Annotated in this window: 19 protein-coding genes; 13 read left to right on the top strand and 6 right to left on the bottom strand. The window is 70.5% G+C overall.

Translation table 11 applies throughout. From position 1 onward, the window contains the following. Positions 1 to 2: 2 nt before the first annotated feature. Genes AC07N1_RS02005 through AC07N1_RS01990 form a run of 4 tightly spaced genes read right to left on the bottom strand, consistent with a single transcriptional unit; the run spans position 3 to position 3,616 of the window. Entirely contained in the window at positions 3 to 1,658 is a 1,656-nt protein-coding gene (locus AC07N1_RS02005; RefSeq protein ID WP_494670247.1) for a DUF4166 domain-containing protein, read from the bottom strand. Further along, entirely contained in the window at positions 1,655 to 2,083 is a 429-nt protein-coding gene (locus AC07N1_RS02000) for a thiol-disulfide oxidoreductase DCC family protein (RefSeq protein ID WP_494670246.1), read from the bottom strand. Before AC07N1_RS02000 ends, AC07N1_RS02005 begins: the two co-directional genes overlap by 4 nt. Continuing rightward, entirely contained in the window at positions 2,080 to 2,685 is a 606-nt protein-coding gene (locus tag AC07N1_RS01995) for an SRPBCC family protein (RefSeq protein ID WP_494670245.1), read from the bottom strand. The genes AC07N1_RS02000 and AC07N1_RS01995 overlap by 4 nt, the downstream gene beginning before the upstream one ends. 52 nt (positions 2,686 to 2,737) lie before the next feature. Then, complete coding sequence (locus AC07N1_RS01990; protein WP_494670244.1) at positions 2,738 to 3,616, bottom strand: isoaspartyl peptidase/L-asparaginase family protein; 879 nt, start codon at positions 3,614 to 3,616, stop codon at positions 2,738 to 2,740. A 68-nt stretch (positions 3,617 to 3,684) separates the two neighbouring features. Here AC07N1_RS01990 and AC07N1_RS01985 point away from each other — a divergent pair, with 68 nt between their 5' ends. From AC07N1_RS01985 to AC07N1_RS01950, 8 genes are all read left to right on the top strand, one after another. Continuing rightward, complete coding sequence (locus tag AC07N1_RS01985) at positions 3,685 to 4,683, top strand: NADPH:quinone oxidoreductase family protein (protein WP_494670243.1); 999 nt, start codon at positions 3,685 to 3,687, stop codon at positions 4,681 to 4,683. A gap of 283 nt (positions 4,684 to 4,966) precedes the next feature. Continuing rightward, positions 4,967 to 5,866, top strand: coding sequence for a WecB/TagA/CpsF family glycosyltransferase (locus AC07N1_RS01980; protein WP_494670242.1), 900 nt, complete (start codon positions 4,967 to 4,969; stop codon positions 5,864 to 5,866). 22 nt (positions 5,867 to 5,888) lie between these two features. Beyond that, positions 5,889 to 6,119 (top strand): hypothetical protein, encoded by a 231-nt coding sequence (locus AC07N1_RS01975; protein ID WP_494670241.1) that lies wholly within the window; start codon positions 5,889 to 5,891, stop codon positions 6,117 to 6,119. Between the two features lie 127 nt (positions 6,120 to 6,246). Next, a complete protein-coding gene (locus AC07N1_RS01970; protein WP_494670240.1) occupies positions 6,247 to 7,137 on the top strand; it encodes an SDR family NAD(P)-dependent oxidoreductase in 891 nt (296 codons plus the stop codon). 538 nt (positions 7,138 to 7,675) lie between these two features. Next, positions 7,676 to 8,215 (top strand): hypothetical protein, encoded by a 540-nt coding sequence (locus AC07N1_RS01965; RefSeq protein ID WP_494670239.1) that lies wholly within the window; start codon positions 7,676 to 7,678, stop codon positions 8,213 to 8,215. 112 nt (positions 8,216 to 8,327) lie between these two features. Continuing rightward, positions 8,328 to 9,602, top strand: a complete 1,275-nt coding sequence (locus AC07N1_RS01960) for an outer membrane beta-barrel protein (RefSeq protein ID WP_494670238.1) — start codon at positions 8,328 to 8,330, stop codon at positions 9,600 to 9,602. 167 nt (positions 9,603 to 9,769) lie between these two features. After that, positions 9,770 to 11,992, top strand: coding sequence for a GumC family protein (locus AC07N1_RS01955; RefSeq protein ID WP_494670237.1), 2,223 nt, complete (start codon positions 9,770 to 9,772; stop codon positions 11,990 to 11,992). Beyond that, entirely contained in the window at positions 11,982 to 13,880 is a 1,899-nt protein-coding gene (locus AC07N1_RS01950; protein WP_494670236.1) for an O-antigen ligase family protein, read from the top strand. Before AC07N1_RS01955 ends, AC07N1_RS01950 begins: the two co-directional genes overlap by 11 nt. Positions 13,881 to 13,941: 61 nt before the next feature. On the opposite strand, the gene AC07N1_RS01945 is transcribed toward AC07N1_RS01950, so the two are convergent. Further along, positions 13,942 to 14,091: a hypothetical protein gene (locus AC07N1_RS01945; RefSeq protein ID WP_494670235.1), complete on the bottom strand. Its 150-nt coding sequence runs from the start codon at positions 14,089 to 14,091 to the stop codon at positions 13,942 to 13,944. A 242-nt stretch (positions 14,092 to 14,333) separates the two neighbouring features. Here AC07N1_RS01945 and pssZ point away from each other — a divergent pair, with 242 nt between their 5' ends. Further along, positions 14,334 to 14,960 carry an exopolysaccharide biosynthesis protein PssZ gene (pssZ, locus tag AC07N1_RS01940; protein WP_110121934.1) on the top strand — a complete coding sequence of 209 codons (627 nt, stop codon included), beginning with the start codon at positions 14,334 to 14,336 and terminating at the stop codon, positions 14,958 to 14,960. Between the two features lie 485 nt (positions 14,961 to 15,445). Here the strand turns inward: pssZ and AC07N1_RS01935 are convergent, their stop codons facing one another. Next, on the bottom strand, positions 15,446 to 16,306 hold the full coding sequence (locus tag AC07N1_RS01935) for a transglutaminase-like cysteine peptidase (protein ID WP_494670234.1): 861 nt from the start codon (positions 16,304 to 16,306) through the stop codon (positions 15,446 to 15,448). 249 nt (positions 16,307 to 16,555) lie between these two features. Here AC07N1_RS01935 and AC07N1_RS01930 point away from each other — a divergent pair, with 249 nt between their 5' ends. The 4 genes from AC07N1_RS01930 to AC07N1_RS01915 all read left to right on the top strand — a co-directional run bounded on the left by AC07N1_RS01930 (position 16,556) and on the right by AC07N1_RS01915 (position 23,029). Beyond that, on the top strand, positions 16,556 to 17,353 hold the full coding sequence (locus tag AC07N1_RS01930; RefSeq protein WP_494670233.1) for a metallophosphoesterase family protein: 798 nt from the start codon (positions 16,556 to 16,558) through the stop codon (positions 17,351 to 17,353). Between the two features lie 79 nt (positions 17,354 to 17,432). Continuing rightward, entirely contained in the window at positions 17,433 to 18,029 is a 597-nt protein-coding gene (locus AC07N1_RS01925; RefSeq protein ID WP_494670232.1) for a polysaccharide biosynthesis/export family protein, read from the top strand. 169 nt (positions 18,030 to 18,198) lie between these two features. After that, positions 18,199 to 20,634, top strand: coding sequence for a bifunctional diguanylate cyclase/phosphodiesterase (locus AC07N1_RS01920; RefSeq protein WP_494670231.1), 2,436 nt, complete (start codon positions 18,199 to 18,201; stop codon positions 20,632 to 20,634). A 79-nt stretch (positions 20,635 to 20,713) separates the two neighbouring features. Next, a complete protein-coding gene (locus AC07N1_RS01915; RefSeq protein WP_494670230.1) occupies positions 20,714 to 23,029 on the top strand; it encodes a hybrid sensor histidine kinase/response regulator in 2,316 nt (771 codons plus the stop codon). Positions 23,030 to 23,058 lie beyond the last annotated feature (29 nt).

Below are 23,058 nucleotides of genomic sequence, written 5' to 3'. Positions count from 1 at the left end.
CTTCAGCCGCCCAGCCGTCCGGCATAGCCGAACACCACGCCCAGCCACGGATGGGCCACCAGCACCCGGAACCGATAGCTCCCGTCGCAGGCGAAGGTGTAGGCGCGCACGCGCGGACCCCAGGCGGCCGGCAGGGGCAGGGGGCCCAGCCGCCAGCCCTCGAAGATCCACGAAAAGTCCTGGCCCCGCGCCGCCGCGTGGAAGCGGAAGGTCAGCGGACCGACGGCCTCCTCGAAGGCGAACGGATCGTCGGCCGCGGCCGAGATCCTCGAGCGGAAGGTCCGGGCGCCGAACCGCCTGGCCCAGGTCTCGCCGCCCGCTTCTGGCGTGATGCTCACCGCCAGGGCGTGGGCGCCCGGCGCGGGCAGACCCTGCAGTCGCCGGGCCAGGGTCGCCAGGCCCCGACCGCCTCTAGCGCGGGCGCGGCCCTCCATCGTCACCGCCGCCGCGCCGTCGTGCGCGGCCCGCACCACCGGCGGCAGGGCGTCGAAGGCGGGTCCCAGCACGCGGGGGAAGAGGCCGGGCGCGGCCGGGGCGGCGCGGTCGATCCGCGTCTGGATCGGCAGGCCGGCCAGCGGCGCCAGCAGGTCTTCGAGGGGAGCCAGGCCGACGCAAGGCGCGGCCCGGGGCGCACCCAGGCGCTCGTCCAGCAGCGTCGCGACCATGGCCGCCGCCGGGGCGGCCGGCACGTTGGGTCCCGCGCCCTCCTCGGCCCACAGGCTCCAGCGGGCCAGCGCCGGCGCGCCCGTCGCGTCCAGGCCCTCGGCCCGCACGGTCATGCCGCCCCGGTCCGAGCCGAACGGCGCCAAGAGGCCCGCGCCGGCGTTCAGCAGCACGGCCAGCGGCTCCAGCGCCGGCAGCAGCTTCCAGCGGCGCAGCAGGCTCAGGCCCCACAGGCCCAGGTGCAGCGGCGCCAGTTCCAGCCCGGCCCCGAACAGGGCGTCGCGAGTCGGGGCGTAGCGGCTCTTCAGCTGGTCGAGGTCGGGCGTCTCGGCGAGACTCACCCAGCGCCGGCCAAGCCCCGGAAACACCAGGCGCCGGGGCGCGCTCCAGCCGGGCCGCATGGTCTCGCGGCCGTCGGTGAACACCGCCACCGGCGCGCCGGCCCAGCGCAGGATGGCCCGCACCACCGACAGGCCGCGCGGCGCTCGCGCCCCGGGCGAGATCGCCGCTTCGATGCGGTCGATCCGCGTCCAGCCCTCGGTCAGGCGATCGACCGCCGCGCAGGTCAGGGCGGGGGTCGAGCTGGCCCCGGTGATCGCCCAGCGCTGCGCCGCCTTGACCGGAACCGCCAGGCGCTCGGGAAAGGCGGCGACGAAGTCGCGTGCGTCAGCCAGGTCGACATAGTGCGCGCCGGCCGCCAGCACGGCGGCGGGAAAGGCCGCATCCTGGCCCTGGAACGGTCCGGCCGCGTCGACCACGACGAACGGCTTCAGGGCGGCCAGAGTCGCGGGCCGTTCGCGATCGACGACCGCGACCTCGATGCGGGCCCTGGGGTGATCCCGCGTCAGTTCGGCCTGGAACGCCTCCAGCGGTCCCAGCCGCCGGGCGGCCAGCACCAGCTCGACGTCGGGCCGGCGGGCCAGCATCCGCGCCAGGCGCGAGCCGAAGACGCCGGTGGCCCCGACCAGGACGACGCGTTTGCGGGGCGGGGTCATGCGGTCGGCGGCTCCAGCACGAAGCGGGCTCTCTGCTGCGGCGTCGGGATCATGCAGCTGCTTTTCTTGCCCATCAGCCGGTAGCGATTGGCCGCCAGCCAGTCATAGGCCGCGTCGCGCCAGCGCTCGGGAATTACGCCGATGACCGCCAGCCACGACCACGGCGCGCCCAGTCGCCTCAGCAGGGCCAGCACCGCGGCGCTCTTCTCCAGCGCGCGGCCGCCGTCGAGCAGCAGGAAGCTGGCCGGATCGTCCGGATCGATCCCGTGCGCCAGGGCCAATTGCCGGCCGTAGTCCGACTGGATCGGCGTGAAGCGCACGATCCCCTTGCGATCGATGGCCAGCACCGTCCGCACCGAACCCGAGCAGAAATTGCACACCCCGTCGAACAGCCAGAGGGGTTCGGGCGGCGGGACAAGCGTCACGGGCGGGTCTCCAGGCATTCGCGCCTCAGGGCCAGCAGGGCGGCGGGCACGTCGCGGCGCATGGCCGAGGCCACGACGCCCGAGGGCAGGCCGAACGGGGCGCTGGCGCGGTTCTCGTAGATCACCCGGGTGCCAGCCCCGCCGGCCAGGGGCGTCAGCAGCCAGCGGCCCTGGCAGTCGCGGATGTCGCCGTCGATGCAGCGGAAGGCGATGCTGCGATAGGGCGCCAGGGCCAGTTCCGACACCGACCGCAGCGGCGGCAGCAGCAGGCTCCACTTCACCCGGTGCTCGCGGGTCTCGGCCCGGCCGTCGGCCGAGCGCGACAGCACCGTGCAACGGCGCACGCCCGGCGTCATGCGGGCGGCGCGGTCGCAGTCCAGGATCGTCCGCCAGACCACCTGCGGCGGGGCGGCGATGTCGATGGCCGCCCGCACCTCGCCGCCGTGCGTGCGGGGATCGGCGCGGACGTCCAGCGCCACCTCGCCCGTCTCGACCCGGCGGATCCAGCCGGCGTCCAGCGCGACGTCGGCGCGCGCCGGAAGCGCTTGGGCGAAGGCCGCCAGGCACAGCAGAATGGGAAGGACGGCGACGCGACGCGACATGAGGCGAAGCTAACCCGCTCGCCTCCCGGTTGGCACCTGGTTTCGAGCTAAATCAGAACGCCTCGGCGACGATGGTCCCGTCGGGCAGCAGGGCCGCGCGCTTGAGGCCGCTGGAGGCGAACGGCATGGCGACATTGCCCTCGCGATCGACCGACACCAGACCGCCGTGGCCGCCCAGTTCGGCGACGCCTTCGATGGCGCCCTTGGCGGCCTCTTCCAGGCTCTGGCCGCCGAAGCGGATGCGGTGGGCGATCTGGGCGGCGACGGCGGTGCGGATGAAGTATTCGCCCTGGCCGGTGCACGAGACCGCGGCCCAGCCGTCGGCCCAGGCGCCCGCGCCGATGACGGGGCTGTCGCCCACCCGGCCCGGCAGCTTGCCGAACACGCCCGCCGTCGAGGTGGCGGCGGCCAGGCGCCCCTCCTGGTCCAGCGCCACGCAGCCGACCGTGCCGGTCGGCAGGATGTCAGGCGCGGCGTTGTCCTCGAAGGCGCCGGCGCGGGTGTAGTAGGCCTCCGGGTCCTCGACCGTCTCCAGGCCCTGGGCGCGGGCGAAGCTCATGGCGCCTTCGCCGGCCAGCATCACGTGCGGGGTCTTCTCCATCACCGCCCGGGCGGCCAGGATCGGGCTTGCGAAGCCCTGCAGCGCGGCCACCGAGCCGGCGCGGGTCGTGGCCCCGTCCATCAGGCTGGCGTCCAGCTCGTATTCGCCCGCGGCGTTGGGCGAGGCGCCCTTGCCGGCGATGTAGAGACCCGAGGCCTCCAGCGCCGCAACCGTCTCGACCACCACGTCCAGCGCCGAGGCGCCGGCCGCCAGCCGCTCGCGCCCGGCCTCGATCAGGCCGCGCATGTGGGCGATCTCCACCGAATAGTCATGGCCGCGCTTGGCGCCGGCGCCGCCGTGCAGGGCGAGAGTAAAACGCTTGTTTGACATTCTGCTTCCTTGGCCGCGCGGCCTGCGTTAGCGTCGGCGTTCTAAAGAAAGAATACGGGAGAAGCGAGATGAAGGCGGTGCTCAGCAAGGCGGTCGGCGGACCCGAGGCCCTGGTGCTGGAGGAGCTGCCCGATCCCGTCCCCGCGCCCGGCCAGGTGCTGATCGACGTCAAGGCCTGCGGGGTCAACTATCCCGACCTGCTGATCATCCAGGACATGTACCAGTTCAAGCCGACCCGCCCCTTCGCGCCGGGCGGCGAGGTCTCGGGCGTGGTCGCCGCGCTCGGCGAGGGCGTCACGACGCTCGAGGTCGGCCAGCGGGTGCTGGCCTCCACCGGCTGGGGCGGCATGGCCGACAAGCTAGCGGTCGAGGCCGCCCGCTGCACGCCGATCCCCGACGCCATGCCCTTCGACGAGGCCTCGGCCTTCATCCTGACCTACGGCACCTCCTATTACGCGCTGAAGGACCGCGGCTTCCTCAAGCCCGGCCAGACCCTGCTGGTGCTCGGCGCGGCGGGCGGCGTGGGCCTTGCGGCCGTGGAGCTGGGCAAGGCCATGGGCGCGCGGGTCATCGCCGCCGCCTCCAGCCAGGAGAAGGTGGACCTGGCCATCTCGCGCGGCGCCGACGCCGGCGTTGTCTATGCCCGCGGCCCCTTCGACAAGGACGGCCAGAAGGCCCTGGCCGACCAGCTGAAGGCCGCCTGCGGCCCCAACGGCTGGGACGTGGCCTATGACGCGGTCGGCGGCGACTATTCCGAGGCCACCATCCGCGCCGCCGGCTGGGGCGGCCGCATGCTGGTGATCGGCTTCCCGTCGGGCATTCCGAAGATCCCGCTGAACCTGACCCTGCTGAAGTCCTGCGACATCGTCGGCGTGTTCTGGGGCGCGGCCGTGGCCCGCGATCCGGCCGGCCACGCGGCCAATGTCCGCGAGCTGATGGCCCTCTACGCCGCCGGCAAGATCAAGCCATACGTCTCCGAGCGCTTCCCCCTGGAAAAAGCCGGCGACGCCATCGCCCACCTGGCCAGCCGCAAGGCCATGGGCAAGGTCGTGGTGACGGTGGACTGAGCACTCTGAACGCCCGTCATTCCCGCCCTTGTGGCGGGAACCCCTCTATCAGCCGCAAGGGCGGATGAGGCGGCGTGCCGCGCACGCCGCTTGCGCCTCACGTACGAGCGGACCCAGAGGTTCCCGCCACAAGGGCGGGAATGACGGGAGGAGAGGGGCTGCCGTCCCACAATGAAACAGCAGTAAAATCATACGGTTAAATCTCGCTAAGGACGTCCTTTAGCGAAGCGGTTAGGTCACCTGAGCTATTGCTGCTCTTCGAATAGTCGGAGGCGGCGTTCAGATGTTCCTTCCCGCTCGCGACGCGTATCCGCTGGAGACGCGCCGCCCGTTCCGCATGAACCGGCGTCCCGAAGAGCGCGTGAAGGTGCTCGGGGGCGAGATGGATCTCGTGCGCCCCGAGGAGGTCTTCCACTTCGTGGCGGGCCGGATCTCGGCCGGCAAGGGCGCGGTCGTCGCCAACCACAACCTGCACAGCCTCTACCTGATCCAGAAGGACCAGCAGATCGTCGACTTCTTCAAGTCGGCCGACCTGATCGAGGTCGACTCCGTGCCGCTGATCTTCTGGGCCCGCATCGTGGGCCGGGCCAGCCGCCGCTTCCATCGCTGCACCTATCTCGACTGGCGCAACGACTTCTGGGCGCGGGCCACCAAGGAAAACTGGAAGGTGTTCTTCGTCGGCGGCGCCCCGGGCGTGGCCGAGGCGGCGCTGGACAACATCCGCCGCGACTGGCCGACGGCCCAGGTCGAGAGCCACCAGGGCTATTTCGACGTCACTGACGGCAGCGCCGAGAACGAGGCGGTGGTCGAGAAGATCCGGGCCTACAAGCCCGACGTCCTGCTGGTCGGCATGGGCATGCCGCGCCAGGAGAAGTGGCTGCTGGAGAACCACAAGAAGCTCGACCCCTGCGTCGGCTTCACGGTCGGCGGCGCCTTCGACTATGAGGCCGGCGTGCAGCTGGCCGCGCCGCGCTGGATGGGCCAGGTGGGCATGGAGTGGCTGTTCCGGCTGATGGCCGATCCGCAGCGCCTGTTCACCCGTTACTGCGTCGAGCCCTGGCACCTGTTCGGTCCGGCGATGGTCGACGCCAAGAACGCCCTTGCGCGGCAGCTCAAGCCGGGCAAGAAGAAAAACGAAGTGTCGCCCGAGGCGTATCGACGGGCGCCGGCGCTCAAGCCTTGAATCTGAAGTCCGTGGGGGACCTATGGGTTTGAAGATCGAAAAGCCGCGCCGCCGCGCGACCGAACAGGCCAATGTCTGGCAGCGCGTCTGCGCCGCCTTCGGCCTGGCCGGCCTCGTGCTGGCCTGGGCCGTGATGCTGGTGCCGTGCGCCCTGTGGCTGGTCTTCAGCCTGGTGACCCGTCGCCCGGCCGCCGGCCGTCCGATGATCGCCCGCGTGTTCGGCTCGGCCGCCGGCCGGCCCTCCGCCGGTTGATCTCCCGCGCCTGACCCCCGCCAGCTTGACCCAAGGGGAAGGCTGGTCCTTCCCGTTACTCCATTCCATGATCCGCCCGCGCTGAGCGGCCCGCCTCCAGAGGCCGCGAGCCAAGGGAGGAAGCCGCATGGGCGGACGTCTGCACGGCAAGGTCGCCGTCGTCACCGGGGCCTGCTCGGGCATCGGCCTGGGAGCCGTGGAACTGTTCGTCGCGCAGGGCGCCCGCGTGGTCGCCGCCGACCTGCAGGTCGAGAAGGGCGAGATCCTCGAAAAGCGCTTTCCAGACGCCGTGCGCTTCGCCCGCTGCGACGTCACGGTCGAGGCCGACATCGCCGCGGCGATCGATCTGGCGACGCAGGCCTTCGGCGGGCTCGACATCCTGTTCAACAACGCCGGCCACGGCGGCGCGCCGCACGGCGCGGCCGAGATCACCGGCGAGGCCTGGGACGCCACCTTCGCCGTGCTGGTGCGCGGGCCGGTGCTGGGCATGAAGCACGCCGTGCCGGCCATGCTGGCGCGGGGCGGCGGCTCGATCATCAACACCGCCTCGATCGCCGGCCTGCAGGCGGGCTTCGGGCCGCTGGCCTATTCGGCGGCCAAGGCGGCGGTGATCCACATGAGCCGTTGCGCGGCGGCCGAGCTGTCGCCGCTGGGCATCCGGGTCAACGCCCTCTGTCCGGGGCTGATCGCCACCTCGATCTTCGGCGCCTCGATCGGCCTGCCGCGCGACGTCGCCGACCAGATGGCCGCCCGCGTCGCCGAGATCGGCCCGAAGATCCAGCCGATCGCCAAGGCCGGCCTGCCCGACGACATCGCCCGCGCCGCCCTCTATCTGGCCAGCGACGACAGCGCCTTCGTCACCGGCACGCACCTGGTGGTCGACGGCGGGATCACCATCGGCCCGCGCAGCAGCTGGGACGTGCGCACCCCCTCGCCGATCCTCGCGGCCATGGGCGTCTCGCCCGAGCAGGCGCAGGCCATGCGCGCGGTGTTGATCGCCGGCGGCGAGGGCGGCTAGGCGCCCTCGCGTAAAGGGGCCGGACAAACGGTCACGTTAGGACTATAAGGGTTCAAACGCCCTGGGGTTGTATCGTGATCGTCGCCGTCGCCGTCATCCTTTTCCTGGTCGGGCTGCTGATCTGGCCCAGTGTCGAGCGACCGCTGCTGCGGGGCCTGCGCCGCATGGCGCGCCGCCGGCGCTAGTCTATCGCCCGCATCGTCGGTCGATATCGCGCGGTCAATAATCTTGACCTTCCTTTACTTACATCCATGACTCTAAGGCCAAGCTTGATGGACTCTGGAAGAGTCGACGAGCGCCCCGCGAGAAATATTCGCCTGCCAGGATGTAACGGTGGTTGAGCGAGGCCTTCATGCCCACGTCACAGGCATGTCCTAAGAATTGATCCGGCTACAAGCAGGTCGAGCAGGGATTGTTTCGCTTCTGTGCAAACGACGCCTCTACGCCCGGCAAATTAACTTAAGTCCGAGAATTAGGGCTTGGAATAGCCGCGGGTTGAGGCCTATAGGAAAACGCGCATTACTAATGGGGGTAAACCATGACATCGCGTTTCGCTCGAGCCGCCGCGCTGGGTCTGGTCATCGCCGTCGCGCCGCTGGCGTCGATCGCGGCCTCCCTGCAGGCTCCCGCCACGGCCGCCGCACCGGCGCCGCCCACCGCTGACGACCTGCAGCAGGTGATCACCGACGCGGCGACCGCCGCGGCCGCCGACGCCGGCTACGCCGCGCTCGACGCCGCGGGCAAGCAGAACGCCGTCGCCGCCGCCGTCGCCGCCGCCCTCGCCAAGTCCGGCGCCACGCCGGCGGTGATCGTCGCGGCCCTGACCAAGGCCGCCGCCAGCGGCCTGATCACCGGCACGATGGCCGTCGACATCGCTACGCTCGTCTCGCCCGAACTGGGCGCCCAGGTGGCCGCGGCCACCGGCGCGACCGGCAGCCTCACCACGGCGGCCACCGACGGCGGCGACTCCGTGACCGTGCTGTCCAGCCTGGACGGCGGCGCGGCCGGCGGCGGCGACGCCCCGGCGGCGCAGTACGACGCCTGCGCGGGCGTCATCGCGGACTATTGCGGCACCTGATCGCCGGCAAGACTTCGGCGCCTCGGCGCCCTCGGGTTTGATCGGCGAACCCTTTTTGTTTGTGTCGGGTTTCCGAAAAGACGGCTGATGGCCGTCGAAGTGGGGATGGATAATGAAAATTCTGGCTTCAGCCGCGGTCGCGGCCGTGCTTGTCGCGGCCGCGCCGCAGGTGGCGGCTGCGCAGGACGCGGCCACCAGCTTCAAGCGTGACAAGCACGTCAGCGTGCGCCAGCGTCCGCGCCCGGACTATGAGGCCGCCGGCGTTCGCCTCGGCGCGTTCATGGCCTATCCGCGACTGACGATCGAGGCCGAGCGCGACGACAACATCTATGCGGTCGCCACCGGCGAGACGAGCGACACCATCTGGCGCGTGAAGCCCGAACTGGCGCTGCGCTCGGACTGGTCGCGCCACTCGCTGGGCGCCTTCGCCTCGACCTCGGTGAACCGCTATTCGAAGAACGACACCGAGAACAACGAGGAATACACCCTCGGCGTCAACGGTCGTCTCGACGTGGTGCGCGGCTCGAACATCTCCGGTTCGCTGCAGTACCAGAAGCTGATCGAGCCGCGCTCGGCGCCGGAATCGCCGACCGCCTCGCTGGCCCCGATCGAGTATTCGCTGGTCACGGCCACCCTGAAGGGCGTCAAGGAATTCAACCGCCTGCGCATCACCGGCGACCTCAACAGCCGCTCGTTCGACTATGACGACGGCCGCCTGGCGGTGACCGGCGGCGGCACGACCGCCCTGGACCAGGACTTCCGCGACCGCGACCAGATCCGTTACGGCGTCAAGGCCGACTACGCGGTCAGCCCGGACACCGCCTTCTACGTCTCGCTGACCGGCGACTCGCGCCGCTACGACATCACCAAGACCCGCGACTCCGACGGCTACAACCTGGCCGCCGGCGTGGACTTCGAACTGGCCCAGGCCGTCCGCGGCCAGGTCGACGCCGGTTACATGAAGCAGACCTACGACAACTTCGCCGGCGGCAGCCGTGACGTCAGCGGCTTCAGCACCAAGACCAAGGTCGAGTGGTTCCCCACCGAACTGACGACGGTCACCTTCAACGCCTCGCGCAACATCGAGGAAGCCGTGGTGTTGGCCTCGCAGGGCTACGTGTCGACCAACAGCTCGGTCGCCGTCGACCACGAACTGCTGCGCAACGTGCTGCTGTCGGGCCAGGCCAACTACGGCAAGGACGACTACGACGGCATCGACCGGGCGGACAAGCGCACGGGCGGCAAGCTTTCGGCGGCCTATCTGATGAACCGCCGCGTCGGCGTCTTCCTGACCTACACCTACGCCAAGACCAAGTCTGACGGCGTCGACAAGTCCAAGAGCTTCACCGACAACAAGCTGGCGGCCTCGGTCGCCCTGCAGTTCTAAGACCCGGCGGCTGAAAATTTCATCGGCCGCCGTGTTTTGATTGTCTGAATTGGAGCCGGTTAATCCATTGCCGATGTTTTCGTCGGTAATGGACAAGCTCCAGGCCTGAAATAGGTCACGGTCCTTCGCTAGGCGGGGGATCATTCGACCAGTGAAGAGTGCGCATCATGGACGGCTCGACCTTCGAGACCCAACCCGCTCCGACGTCCGACGTCGGAGGGCCCGCGTTTGACCTGAACGTCGTCATCGCCGTCTTCCGGCGGCGCCTGAGGCTGTTCGCGGCGGTGGCCCTGGCGGTGTTCGTGGCCGTCGTGCTCTACACCCTGCAGCAGACGCCGACCTATTCGACCTCGGCCCAGGTGATGCTGGACGTGCGTCAGGAGCAGGTCACGCCCGACATGAGCGCGGTGCTTTCCGGCCTGCCGGCCGACAGCGCCGTGGTCGACACCGAGGTCGAGGTCCTGCGCTCGCGCTCGCTGGCCGACCGCGTGGTCCAGAAGCTGAAGCTGGAGCAGGATCCCTACTTCAATCCCAGCCTGGCCGGCGCCAAGGGCGTGCGCGCCTGGCTGCCCTTCCTGCAGAAGACCGTCGCCCCGGCTCAGAAGGTCAGCGACATCGAGCTCCAGCGCCGCCGCGAGCGCGTCGTCGACCGCGTGCTGAGCGGCCTGGCCGTCAAGCGCTCGGGCGTGACCTACCTGATCGCGGTGCAGTACACCCACCCCGATCCGGCCACGGCCGCCAAGCTGGCCAACGCCTTCGCCGACCTCTACCTGACCGAACAGCTGGAAGCGAAGTTCGACGCGACCCGCCAGGCCAACGACTGGCTGAACACCCGCGTCGCCGACCTGCGCGGCGAGCTGCAGCAGGCCGAGGCCGACGTCCAGCAGTACAAGATCGCCAACAACCTGATGAGCGCCCAGGGCGCCACCCTGACCGAGCAGGAGATCTCGGGCCTGAACCAGCAGCTGGCCGGCGCCCGCGCCGAACAGGCCGAGACCGACGCCCGCCTCAACATCGCCCGCAGCCAGCTGGCCCGCGGCAGCACCGGCGAGGACGTCGGGGAGTCGCTGAACTCGCCGGTCGTGCAGCAGCTGCGCAAGCAGCGCGCCGAAAAGAGCGCCGCCGTCGCCGACCTGTCGGGCCGCTACGGCGACCGCCACCCCGACCTGCTGAAGGCCCGCCGCGAACTGACCGACATCGACGGGCAGATCCAGGCCGAGATCAAGCGCATCATCTCCAACCTCGAGGCCCAGGCCCAGGTCGCCCGCCAGCGCACCGGCTCGATGGCCGGCAGCGTCGGGGCCGCCCGCGGCGCCCTGGCCGGCAACAACCGCGCCGGCATCCGCCTCGGCGAGCTGGAGCGCAAGGCCGACTCCGTCCGTACGCTGTATGAATCCCTTCTGGCCCGCTTCAAGCAGACCACGGCCCAGCAAGGCATCGAGCAGCCCGACGCCCGCGTGGTGTCGCGCGCCACCATCCCGACCAAGCCCAGCGCGCCCAAGCCGTCGCTGAACCTGATGGTCGGCCTGGTCGCCGCCCTCGGCGCCGGCGTCGTCGCCATCATCCTGGCCGAGATCCTGATGGCCGGCCTGTTCACCGAGGACGAGGTCGAGCGCCGCCTGGGCGTCTCGTACCTGGGCTCGGTGCCGCTGCTCAGCTCGACCCTGGACGACGCCCGCGTCGCCCGCGGCCTGACGCCGCCGGACTACCTGCTCAACAAGCCGCTCTCCAGCTTCGCCGAAAGCCTGCGCAAGCTGCGCGCGGCGATCCTGTTCTCCAAGGTCGGCGAGTCGGTGAAGGTGATCGCGGTCACCTCGTCGCTGCCTGGCGAAGGCAAGACCACCACCACCTTCTCGCTGGCCCGCACCCTGGCGGCCTCGGGCGCCAATGTCGTGGTCGTCGACTGCGACCTGCGCCAGGGCGCGATCAACCGCTTCCTGCCGTCGGCGCCGACCGTGGGCCTCATCGAGGTGCTGAACGGCGCGGCGTCGCTCGACCAGGCCCTGGTGGCCGACGAAAGCGGCGCCAAGGTCCTGCCGCTGGTCAAGTCGGCCTACACCCCGCGCGACGTCTTCGGCTCGGTCGCCTTCCAGCGCCTGCTGGCCGAACTGCGCCAGCGTTTCGAGGTCGTGCTGCTCGACACCGCGCCGCTGCTGGCCATCGCCGACACCCGCATCCTGGCGCCGCACGCCGACGCCGTGGTCATGCTGGCCCGCTGGAAGCGCACCCCGGTCAAGGCCATCACCTCGGCCCTGGCGCTGCTGCAAGGCCGCGGCGTGTTCCTGGCCGGCGTGGCCCTGACCCAGATGGATCTGAAGGCGCAGTCCCGCTACGGCTACGGCGACGCCGGCTACTATTACAAGAGCTACCGAAAGTACTATGCCGACTGACGCGGGGCGGACCCGGCGGCTAGCGGGGTCCGAAACCGCCGCCTGCGTGGCCCTGACGGGCCTGGTGTTCGCCGCGATCCTGGCCTTCGGGGCCAGCGACATCGCCGTGGCCGCGGGCTTCTCGGCGCTCTACGCCCTGTTCCTCGTCGGCCTGCTGGCCGGCTGCGGCTGGGCCCGCCGCGACTTCGCCCGGCTGGGCGGATGGCTGGTCCCGGGCCTGCTGGCGGCCCTGCTGCTGGCGGCGGTGCTGTGGCCGCTGACGCCCTGGACGCCCGACGGCGCCCACCCGGTCTGGTCCTATGTTCCCCAGGTCCTCGGCGCCACGACGCTGGACCGTTCGGCCGTGCTGCTGAACGTCGTCAACCTGCTGGGCCTGTTCTGCCTCTATGTATCCGCGCGGGTGATCGGCGCCTCGCAGACCCGGGGCCGCCGCCTGCTGTTCTGCCTGCTGGCCGCCATGGCGGTCTACGCCGCCGGCGCCCTGGCGCAGTACGTTTCGGTGCGCGGCCTTGGCCGGATGCGCGCCACCCTGCTGGGACCCAACACCGCCGCCACCGTCTTCGCCGCCGCCCTGGTCATGGCCGTGGCCGCCCTCGCCGCGCGGCTGCGCCGGGGCGGGGCGCGCATGCTGCGCAAGGGCGACCCGCGGGCCGTGGGCCTGGCCGGGCTCAGCGCCCTGCTGCTGGTCTGCCTGCTGATGACCGCCTCGCGCGGCGGCGTGGTCGCGGCGGTCTTCGGGGTGGGCCTGTTCGCCGCCTGGGAGCTGTTCTCCGGACGCGGCGCCTCGCGCAAGGCGGCGGTGTTCTACGCGCTGGTCGCCCTGCTGGTCGCCGGGGTGCTGGTGTTCAACGGCGCGGGCCTGGTGCTCGAGCGCTTCGGCATGGCCCAGCAGCATCTCGACCTGCGCGCCCGCATCGTCGAGCCGCACTGGCGCGCCTTCCTGGCCGCGCCGTGGTTCGGCTACGGCCTGGGATCATTCCCGACGGTCAACCAGCTGGTCGTTACCCAGGACAGCCTGCCGGCGCTCTACGACGTCCGCGCGGTGCACAATCTCTATGTCCAGTGGCTGGAGGAAGCCGGCGTGGTCGGCGCGGTGCTGATGGCGGCCCTGTTCCTCGAGCGCCTGGCCCCGATCGGCCGCGCCGCCCTAGGCTCGGACGGCGTCTCGGTCTGGTCGCGGGGCGCGGTGTGCGCCGCGGCGGTGTTCCTGGTCCATGGCCTCAGCGACTTCGCCCTGCAGGCGCCGGCCATCCAGGCCCTGGCCGCCGTGGGCCTCGGCGTGGTCGGCGGCATGGCGACGGCGGGGCGCCGTGAAGTCCGCGCCGCGCCCGCGGCGCTGCCCGCGCGCCTGATGCTGGCCGGCGCCGTGGCCTGCTGCCTGGTGGCGATCGGCGCGGCCGCGCCGATGCTGGCGACCAAGCTGGGCGGCGACCTCTCGGCCTGGCCGACGGCCTCGGCCGACGTCCTGGCCTGGCGTATCGAGCGCGACGTGTCGCGCGGCGCGCCGTCGCGGGAAGACCTGGCGAAGCTGGAAGATCTGAGCCGCCGCGAGATGGCCCTGCGGCCGGGCTCGGGCGCGGCCTGGCTGCGGCGGGCGGCGGTCGAGGCCGCGGCGGGCCGGGAGCTGGCCGCCTCGCAGGCCCTGGAGCGGTCATATCTGGTGGCGCCGCTGCAGGCGGGGCTGTTCCGCGCGCGGACGGTCTTCGCCTTCGAGCGCTGGGATAGGCTGACGCCCGAAGCGCGCACGCAGGCGCTCTATCATCTGGACGCGGAATGGCGCCTGCGCCGCAAGCCCAAGCGGCTCATCGCCCTGGCCAACAGCATCCGCAACCCGGCGGGCCGGGTGGGCATGGCGCTGGAGCTTTCGGCGCTGGGTCTTCGGCCCTGAACCGAGCCCCGATCACGGCGTCGATCGACGCCGTCGGGAGCCGGAGATCAGGATCGCGGGATCAGAACAGCAGGCGGACGGCTTCGACCGCCGCGTACCACATGCCGGCCGAAACGACGGCGGCGAGGCCCCAGCCGATGGCGCGCGGCAGGCGGCGCGGCGCCGGGATCGTCTGGGCGAGGCTGTTCAGCGAGAGATTGACGTGCGGCATGGAACTCGAAGTCCTACGCGCAGGCCCTCCCTACGCGACTACAGCCTAGTTCGCTGACCCTAAAGCCTGGGTGAAGGAACAGGGTTTATGCAATGTCACTATATTTATGGTTAAGTATCAGTTTCCGCGCGACGTCGTCGAAGAGTTGCATTAGGTAGTTAGATACGAAGTGGGGCGGGCTTCGTTTTGTGTGTGGTGGGATAGGGGGTTGCGCTGTGAGCGGAAGCTCGAACACCGAACTCATGGGCGGCGTCCCGTCGGAGATTCTTCCGCGCGTGGCTGTCGACCCCGGCAAGCGTGTGATCGACGTCGTCGTTTCAGGCCTTGCACTGATCTTTTTCGCGCCCGTGCTTCTGCTCGCGGCGCTGTTGATCAAACTCGAGTCTCCTGGTCCGATCCTGTTCCGCCAGACGCGGGGCGGGCTGAACGGCCGCACGTTCACGATCTTCAAGCTGCGCTCGATGCGCTGCGAAGAGAACGGGGACAAGGTCGTCCAGGCCAAGCGCGACGACGACCGCATCACCAAGATCGGCAAGATCCTGCGCACCACCAGCATCGACGAGCTGCCTCAGCTGCTCAATGTGCTGAAGGGCGACATGTCGCTGGTCGGTCCGCGACCGCACGCCATGGCGCACGACGCCTATTACGGCGCGCTGATCTCGACCTATCACATGCGCTTCCAGGCCAAGCCCGGCCTGACGGGCCTGGCCCAGATCCGCGGCCTACGCGGCGGCACCACCGACGTCGAGGCCATGGCCGCGCGCGTCAAGGCCGACATCGCCTATATCGACGGCTGGTCGCTGTTCAGCGACATCCGCATCATCCTGCTGACCGTGCCGCACCTGCTGCTGGCCGAGAACGCCTACTAGGGTCTGCACCCAACGGCTGGCGCCGGGATGATCCAGGACCATTGATCCCATCTTGCTCGTCATCCCGGAAGCCTCGGAGAGGCTATCCGGGACCCAGGGGGCCAAGCGCAGTGAGGCGACCCCTGGGTCCCGGCTCTGCGGGTCGCTGCGCGGCCCTTCGGCCGGGATGACGGCTTGAGGGGCTTATCGGGTTCGAGCCCTGGGCGTATCGACATTCAGCTATTTGCGACCTTCAAATCCGCGCATCCCCGCGAAGGCGGGGACCCAAGCTGGATTTCAGGATGAGGCGCGACCGTGGATCGAACCCAACCTCGGTTTGGATCCCCGCCTTCGCGGGGAGGCTCGGTGAAAATGGGCTCAGACCGGTGAATGTCGATCCCGCCCAGCCCCCGCGGCCGGCAGACGCCGCACCGAGAACAAAGGCCTCGCTCCGGGATCCGGGGCGAGGCCTTTCTCTTTGGGCTGAAATCCGGGAGGGCCGGGGCTCAGCTCACCGAGACCCAGGCCGACGAGCCGGCCACCTGGCGCTCGATCCAGCGGTAGTTCAGTTCGCTCCAGGGCGTGGCCCAGGGGGTCAGGTTGTCGAGCACCCAGTCGCCCTGGTCGAAGGCGACCAGCAGCACGGCGTGGCTTTCGCCGCGGGCGGTGACCGCGACGGCCATCGACAGGGCCGAGGCCGGCACGCCCGCTTCGATCAGGCGGCGGCGCTTCTCCAGCGCATAGTCCTCGCAGTCGCCGTACATCTTGCCGTCGATGACCTTGGGCAGCGACCAATACTCGGCCAGGCCGTAGAGATCGAAGTCGTCGGCCTTGCGGACCTCGCGGTTCACCTGGCGATTGATCTCGTTGATCAGCTTCATCTGGTCGCGGGTCAGGCGGGCCAGGCCGTCGACGTCCGCGGCCAGCGTCATGCCGGCGGCGGCGGGGCCAGGGGCGGCGGCGGGCGTCGTCGCCAGCAGGGCGGCCAGGGTCTGGTCCAGCGAGCTCAGGCGAATGTTAACGTCCGGGCGCACGGCGCGCAGGACTTCGATCGTCTGGACCGAAGTATCTTCGTCTTCTTCTACAGCCGAGACCGCCAGCGGCGCCGAACCCCAGGTCAGGCGGCGCTCGCCGATCGACGAGGTGTTGATGGCGGCCGAATTGGCGTCCACGGCCAGGGCGGCGACGCTCTGCGGCGGCGCGATGCAGCTGGTCTGATCCCGCTGGCACAAGGCTTTGAAGCCCGGAGGGGCCGCGGCCGGGGCGCCATGCGGCATGAAGGCCGGCGGCGCGGCCATGGCGGGCGCGGCGGCGATCATCGCGCTCAGGGCGACGGCGGCGGATCCAAGAAATGCGGAGATCTTCATGGTGGTCTCGCGAAATTCGTGAGTCCATCCTGTGATCTTCCATTGAATATCGGATCAAAATGCTTGGTGTTTTAACGAATAAGCGATCTAGTTTATTTGGTATTATTGATAATAGTCTCTGAACTTTCGCGGTGAAATTGCCGTGCAAATTCTCGGTGTATTTCGTGTTAACAATGGCGTGCAGCGACAGTTGCCGCATGCAAGCGGCTGAGGCAGTTTGAAGCCTCGTTTTCCCCGTCGTCAGAGCCCATGGTCTTTCGCTTCCTGCGTTCCAAGTCCGCGTCCAAGGCCAAGGCCGCCAGCACCGGCGGGCGGGTGGTCTACGCCGTGGGCGACATCCACGGCCGCCTCGACCTGCTCGACGACCTGCTCGACGCCGTGGCCGCCGACTTCGCGGGGCTGGACCGCCAGGACCGGCCGGTGCTGGTGTTCGTCGGCGACTATGTCGATCGCGGCGCGGACTCGGCCGGGGTGATCGACCGGGTCGAGGCGCTGAAGGCCGCGTCCGCCGGCGTCTCGGGCTTCGAGGTGCGGGCCCTGATGGGCAATCACGAGCAGACACTGCTGCAGTTCCTCGACGATCCCGAGGGCGGGCCGCTGTGGGCCGAGTTCGGCGGCGGCGAGACCCTGGCCTCCTACGGCGTGGCCCGTCCGGCCGGCCGCGACGTCGAGGCCTGGCGCGCGGCGCAGGAGCAGTTCAAGCGCAACCTGCCCAGCCGGCACCTGACCTTCCTGCGCCAGTTGGAGCTTTCGGCGCTCTATGGCGACTACCTGTTCGTCCACGCCGGCGTGCGGCCGGGCCGCTCGCTGGCCGAGCAGGATCCGCAGGACCTGCTGTGGATCCGCGGCGACTTCCTGCACCAGCCCCACGGCCTGGGTCTGGTGGTGGTGCATGGCCATACCCCCGACGAGGAGCCGTTCGTCGGACCGCACCGCATCAATGTCGACACCGGAGCCTACGCCACCGGCGTCCTGACCGCCGTCCGACTGGGCGAAGGACCGCCCTCGATGCTGCAAGCGCGAAAAAGGCGGGCTGTCCCGGCCTGATGCCCGGCGTCATGCTTGTGGCTGCCCGTCGCCCATGCCATGAGACCGACGAGGGATGCAGCCAAGAGACGTGACCAGCATGATTACCGTTCGACGCTTCATTCGGGCGGCTTCGCTTTGCCTGGCCCTCGCCGCCGTCGCACCGGCGGCCCAAGCCCAGGGCGCGCCGCCCGCGCCGCAAGCCGCCGCCCCGATCACCGCCGACCGGGCCGCCGGCCTCGACTACCAGCTGGGCTCGGGCGACAAGGTCCGCGTCACCGTCTTCGGCGAGCCGTCGCTGTCGGGCGAGTTCTACGTCACCGGCTCGGGCAAGCTCTCCCTGCCGCTGGTCGGCGAGGTCAAGGCCGAGGGCCTCAGCGTCCGCCAGTTCCAGGATACGGTCGAGACGGCCCTGCGTGACGGCTACCTGAAGGAGCCGCGCGTCAGCGTCGAGGTCCTGAACTTCCGCCCGTTCTACATCCTGGGCGAAGTCACCAAGCCGGGCACCTATCCCTACACCTCGGGCCTGACCGTCCAGAACGCCGTGGCCACCGCCGGCGGCTACACCTACCGCGCCGACAAGGGCAAGGTGTTCATCAAGCACGACGGCGAAGAGAAAGAGACCAAGGTCGAGCTGACGCCGTCGACCAAGGTCGGCCCGGGTGACACCGTCCGTATCGGTGAGCGCTTCTTCTAAGAAACGCGGCGCAGACGCGGTAAACTTCGTGCAATCGGGCGAATTAAGGTTCGATTCACTAAGAAATGCGGCGATAGGCCGCGTCTGCGACTACTTGGCCGGGTATTAGAAACCATTTTTTTGTATCTTTCCGCACAGAGTGGCCTCGTACCACTCTGGGGGAACGCCTTTGTTGAAGGTTCTGACCTGCCTCACCGGGCAGCATGACTTCAGGCTCGTGCTCGTCGCCGGCCTCGTCTGCTTCGCCGCGTGTTTCACGGCGTTCCGTCTTTTCTCCCGCCTGCGCGGAGCGCGCGGCCTGGTCCGCGGCGCATGGCTGCTGCTCACCGGCCTCGTCGCCGGCTCGGGCGTCTGGGCCACTCACTTCATCGGCATGGTCGCCTACGACCCGGGCCTGAAGACGGGCTACAGCCCGGCCGGCACCCTGCTGTCGCTGATGATCGCCGTGCTGTTCATGGCCGCCGGCTTCGCCGTGGCCTCGGCCGAGCGCACCCGCACCAACGACTGCGCCGGCGGCCTGCTGCTGGGCCTGGGCATCGGGGCGATGCACTACACCGGCATGTCGGCCTTCGTGACCCAGGGCTACGTGGTCTGGGAGCAGGCCACGGTCGCCGTGTCGGTGCTGATCGGCATCCTGTTCTCGGCCGGCGCCCTGGTGCTGGGCGGGCGCGCCCGCTCGCTGCCCAAGCAGCTGATCGGCGGCGCCGTGCTGACCCTGGGCGTCTGCGGCCTGCACTTCACCGGCATGGGCGCGGTCACCATCCTGCCCGACGCCAGCGTCATCGTGCCCGAGCAGCTGCTGTCGGGCGCGGTGCTGACGCTCGCCGTCACCTCGATCACCGGCCTGATCATCCTGGGCGGCCTGGGTGCGGTGACCATCGAGTCCTCGACCAGCCGCTCGGCCCTCGACCGCATCCGCCGCCTGGCCAACGCCGCCTACGAAGGCATCGTCGTGGTCCAGGACGGCCGCATCAACGACGCCAACGCCGCCTTCTGCGAGCTGGCCGGCGCCTCCCTGGCCACCCTGGTCGGCAAGCCGCTCTACAACGCCATGCTGACCTTCGACGGCAAGGAATCCTCCCGCGAGGGCGTGCGCCGCGAAGGCCTGCTCCAGCCGCCCGAAGGCGGCCGCGCCATTCCGGTCGAGGTGTTCTCGCGCCTGATGGACGACGGCGCCCGCACCGAGACCTCTGGCCTCACCGTGCTGGCCATCCGCGACCTGCGCGAGCGCCGCTCGGCCGAGGAAAAGATCCGCTACCTGGCCGAACACGACGGCCTGACCGGCCTGCCCAACCGCAACTCGCTGCAGGTGCGCCTGGCCGCCGCCCTCGAACGCGTCGAAGCCTCGGGCGAGAGCCTGGGCCTGGTCTGCATCGACCTCGACCACTTCAAGGAAGCCAACGACCTGCACGGCCACCTGGCGGGCGACGCCCTGCTGGTCGAGGCCGCGCGCCGCCTCCAGGACTCGATCACCGCCCCGTCCTTCGCCGCGCGCCTGGGCGGCGACGAATTCATCATCGTGCAGATCGCCGCCGGCGACCAGCCGACCGCCGCCGCCGAACTGGCCGGCCACGTGCTGGAGCAGCTGTCGCTGCCCGCCCAGTACGAAGGCCAGGACCTGGCCATGGGCGCGAGCCTGGGCGTGTCGCTGTTCCCCGACGACGGCCGCACCGCCGAGGCCCTGCTGGCCAACGCCGACATGGCCCTCTACCGCGCCAAGGAAAGCGGCCGCGGCGTCTATCGCTTCTTCAAGCGCGAGATGGACGAGACGATCCGTGAGCGCCGCACCCTGGCCCGCGAGCTGCGCCAGGCGATCACCGACGAGGAGCTGGTGGTGTTCTACCAGCCGCTGGCCCGCGCCGCCGACGGCGAGGTCTGCGGCTTCGAGGCCCTGGTCCGCTGGAAGCACCCGGTGCGCGGCATGGTCCCGCCGCTCGACTTCATCCCGGTGGCCGAGGAAAACGGCCTGATCACCCAGCTGGGCGAGTGGGTCCTGCGCCGCGCCTGCGCCGACGCCGCCAGCTGGGATCGCCCGCTGCGCATCGCCGTCAACCTGTCGCCGCTGCAGCTGAACCAGCCGAACCTGCCCACCCTGGTGCACGAGGTGCTGATCGCCACCGGCCTGTCGCCCTCGCGCCTGGAGCTGGAGATCACCGAAAGCGCCCTGTTCAAGGACTATCAGCGCGCGCTCGACAACCTGCGCCGCCTGAAGGCCCTAGGCGTGCGCATCGCCATGGACGACTTCGGCACCGGCTTCTCGTCGCTGTCGACCCTGCAGTCGTTCCCGTTCGACAAGATCAAGATCGACAAGAGCTTCGTCGAGAACATCCACCGCCACGACCGCGCCACCGTCATCGTGCGCGCCGTGCTGGGCCTGGGCCGCAGCCTGGAGATCCCGGTCGTGGCCGAGGGCGTCGAGACCCAGGAGCAGATCGACTTCCTGCGCGGCGAGGCCTGCGCCGAGCTGCAGGGCTACGCCATCGGCCGTCCGGGTCCGCTCGACAGCCTGTCGGCCTGGACCCTGGCCAGCGCCGCCGCCGTGTTCGAGCCCATCCCCGAGGCCGCCAAGGCTCCCGCCAAGGTGAAGGTTCGCGGCGCGGCCTGATCCGCCGGAACCTTCACCGCTGAGGAGCGTTAGCTCCAGCGCCCTCCCCGGGGGTATGCGTGTGATCTAGGGCGGCGGCATGGGCCAATTTCTGAGCCGGACGGCGATCCGCTTCGCCTCGTCCGTCGATCGGCCGATCTTGCGGCTGTGCCTCGTGGCGCTGGCCGTGGGGCTGGCGGCCGCGGCTCGCGTCGGCGCCGTCGCGCTGACCAACCATCCGAGCAATTTCCCGCCGTTCTTCGTGGCGGTGATGCTGGCCGCCCTGGTCGGCGGCCTGTGGGGCGGGCTGCTGGCGGTCGCCGCCAGCGCCCTGCTGGTCAAGCTGCTGTGGATGGGGCCGCTGGACGCCGTCGAGGCCGCCCAGCTGGCGACCTTCGCGGTCAGCGCCGGCCTGATCGTGCTGTTCGTCGCGGCCTTGCGGCTGGCGGTGCGCAACGGTTTTGCGGCCGAGGAGCGGTTCCGCATCGCCCAGGAGGCCTCGCTCGACGCCTTCGTCATCCTCGAGCCGATCCGCCGCGGCGGCCAGATCGTCGACTTCCGCTGGACCTACGCCAACCCCGCCGCCCAGGCCATGCGGCCCAAGGGGATCTCCACCCTGACCGGCCGCCGGGTGCGCGACGTCTTCCGCGACGACACCGGCGAGCAGATGCTGGCCCGCCTGACGCGGCTGCTCGACGAGGGCGGTCCCGACGATCTGGAGCTGATGCGGGTGATCGACGGCGAGCCGCGCTGGGTGCGCTCGTCCGGCGTGCGGATCAGCGAGGGCCTGGCCATCACCTTCCGCGACGTGACGCGCGAGCGCCAGGCGGCGGCCGCCCTGCGCACCAGCGAGGAGCAGTTCCGGGGCGTGGCCAACGCCGCCCCGGTGATGATCTGGATCTCCGACGTCGACGGCGACTGCGTCTGGTTCAACGACGCCTGGCTGAAGTTCACCGGCCGCTCGCTGGAGGAGGAGCAGGGCAGGGGCTGGGCGCACGGCGTCCATGCCGACGACCTGGGTCCCGCCGAGGCCGAGGTGTTGGCCGCCACCAAGCTGCGCCAGCCGTTCCGCGCCGCCTTCCGGCTGAAGCGCGCCGACGGCGCCTGGCGCTGGATCAGCAGCGCCGGCGCCCCGCGCCACGACGCCTACGGCCAGTTCCAGGGCTATATCGGCAGCTGCTTCGACAATACCGAGGTGGTCGAGACCACCCTGGAGCTCGAGGCCCGCGTGGTCGAGCGCACCGCCGCCCTGGAGGCCAGCATCGCCGAGCGCGCCAAGGCCGAGGCCGCGCTCGCCCAGGCCCAGCGGCTGGAAACGGTCGGCCGACTGACCGGCGGGGTGGCCCACGACTTCAACAACCTGCTGACCGTGATGGTCGGCGGGCTCGACATGATCCTCAAGAAGCCCGGCGACATCGCTCGGGTGCAGCGGCTGGGCGAGGCGGCCCTGGCGGCCGGCCAGCGCGGCGAGCGCCTGACCCGCCAGCTCCTGGCCTTCTCGCGCAGCCAGGAACTGAAGCTGGAGGTCGTCGACATCGCCGGCCTGATACTCCAGGTCGAGCCCCTGGTCCGCCGCGCCGCCGGCGACGCCAAGACCCTGGTGGTCGAGGCCGACCCTCGGGCCGGCGCCAGCCGCGTCGACGCCGCCCAGTTCGAGGCGGCCCTGCTCAACCTCGTCGTCAACGCCGTCGACGCCACCCCCGACGCCGGAACCATCACCGTCTCGGTTACGGCCGAGGCCCTGGCCGACGGCCAGGCGGGCGAGGCCCCGGCCGGCGACTATGTGCGGGTCGCCGTCACCGATACCGGCCACGGCATGTCGTCCGAGGTGCTGGCCCGGGTGTTCGAGCCGTTCTTCACCACCAAGGAGGTTGGCAAGGGCACGGGGCTGGGCCTGGCCCAGGTCTACGGCTTCGTGCGCCAGTGCGGCGGGGCGGTGACCATCGACAGCCAGGAGGGCCGGGGCACGACGGTGTCGCTGCACCTGCCGGCCGCCGCGCCCGAGGCGGCGGGGGCGATCGTCGCCGAGCCCGGACCCGCCGCCGATCTCTCCGGCCTGCGCGTGCTGCTGGTCGAGGACGACGCCAGCGTCCGGGCCATCACCGAGGGCGCGCTGTCGGAAATGGGCTGCGACGTCGTGGTCGCCGAGCACGGCCACGCGGCGCTGGCGCGCCTGGAGGCCGAGCCGCCGTTCGACGTGCTGCTGTCGGATCTGGTCATGCCCGGCGGCGTCAGCGGCGTCGAACTGGCCCGCATCGCCGTCCAGCGCGACCCCGACATGGCCGTGCTCCTCACCACCGGCTACGCCGGCGACCGCCTGGCCGCGGCCCTGGAGGACTCGCCCTGGCCGGTGTTGCGCAAGCCGTTCCGGATCGAGCAACTGCGGTCGGCGTTGGCGGAGGCCATCCGACGCTGATCCCTCTCCCCTTGCGGGAGAGGGTGGCC

Source organism: Caulobacter sp. GW821-FHT09B11, from assembly GCF_059418205.1.
The sequence above is the reverse complement of the archived record's forward strand: the minus strand, read 5'-3'. Positions and strand labels throughout refer to the sequence as shown.

What these genes read in the sequence shown, in the direction of transcription:
- AC07N1_RS02005 (WP_494670247.1), bottom strand. Translation starts at nt 1,658, where the DNA reads ATGACCCCGCCCCGCAAACGCGTCGTCCTGGTCGGGGCCACCGGCGTC.
- AC07N1_RS01995 (WP_494670245.1), bottom strand. Translation starts at nt 2,685, where the DNA reads ATGTCGCGTCGCGTCGCCGTCCTTCCCATTCTGCTGTGCCTGGCGGCC.
- AC07N1_RS01990 (WP_494670244.1), bottom strand. Translation starts at nt 3,616, where the DNA reads ATGTCAAACAAGCGTTTTACTCTCGCCCTGCACGGCGGCGCCGGCGCC.
- AC07N1_RS01985 (WP_494670243.1), top strand. Translation starts at nt 3,685, where the DNA reads ATGAAGGCGGTGCTCAGCAAGGCGGTCGGCGGACCCGAGGCCCTGGTG.
- AC07N1_RS01980 (WP_494670242.1), top strand. Translation starts at nt 4,967, where the DNA reads ATGTTCCTTCCCGCTCGCGACGCGTATCCGCTGGAGACGCGCCGCCCG.
- AC07N1_RS01975 (WP_494670241.1), top strand. Translation starts at nt 5,889, where the DNA reads ATGGGTTTGAAGATCGAAAAGCCGCGCCGCCGCGCGACCGAACAGGCC.
- AC07N1_RS01970 (WP_494670240.1), top strand. Translation starts at nt 6,247, where the DNA reads ATGGGCGGACGTCTGCACGGCAAGGTCGCCGTCGTCACCGGGGCCTGC.
- AC07N1_RS01965 (WP_494670239.1), top strand. Translation starts at nt 7,676, where the DNA reads ATGACATCGCGTTTCGCTCGAGCCGCCGCGCTGGGTCTGGTCATCGCC.
- AC07N1_RS01960 (WP_494670238.1), top strand. Translation starts at nt 8,328, where the DNA reads ATGAAAATTCTGGCTTCAGCCGCGGTCGCGGCCGTGCTTGTCGCGGCC.
- AC07N1_RS01955 (WP_494670237.1), top strand. Translation starts at nt 9,770, where the DNA reads ATGGACGGCTCGACCTTCGAGACCCAACCCGCTCCGACGTCCGACGTC.
- AC07N1_RS01950 (WP_494670236.1), top strand. Translation starts at nt 11,982, where the DNA reads ATGCCGACTGACGCGGGGCGGACCCGGCGGCTAGCGGGGTCCGAAACC.
- AC07N1_RS01945 (WP_494670235.1), bottom strand. Translation starts at nt 14,091, where the DNA reads ATGCCGCACGTCAATCTCTCGCTGAACAGCCTCGCCCAGACGATCCCG.
- pssZ (WP_110121934.1), top strand. Translation starts at nt 14,334, where the DNA reads ATGGGCGGCGTCCCGTCGGAGATTCTTCCGCGCGTGGCTGTCGACCCC.
- AC07N1_RS01935 (WP_494670234.1), bottom strand. Translation starts at nt 16,306, where the DNA reads ATGAAGATCTCCGCATTTCTTGGATCCGCCGCCGTCGCCCTGAGCGCG.
- AC07N1_RS01930 (WP_494670233.1), top strand. Translation starts at nt 16,556, where the DNA reads ATGGTCTTTCGCTTCCTGCGTTCCAAGTCCGCGTCCAAGGCCAAGGCC.
- AC07N1_RS01925 (WP_494670232.1), top strand. Translation starts at nt 17,433, where the DNA reads ATGATTACCGTTCGACGCTTCATTCGGGCGGCTTCGCTTTGCCTGGCC.
- AC07N1_RS01915 (WP_494670230.1), top strand. Translation starts at nt 20,714, where the DNA reads ATGGGCCAATTTCTGAGCCGGACGGCGATCCGCTTCGCCTCGTCCGTC.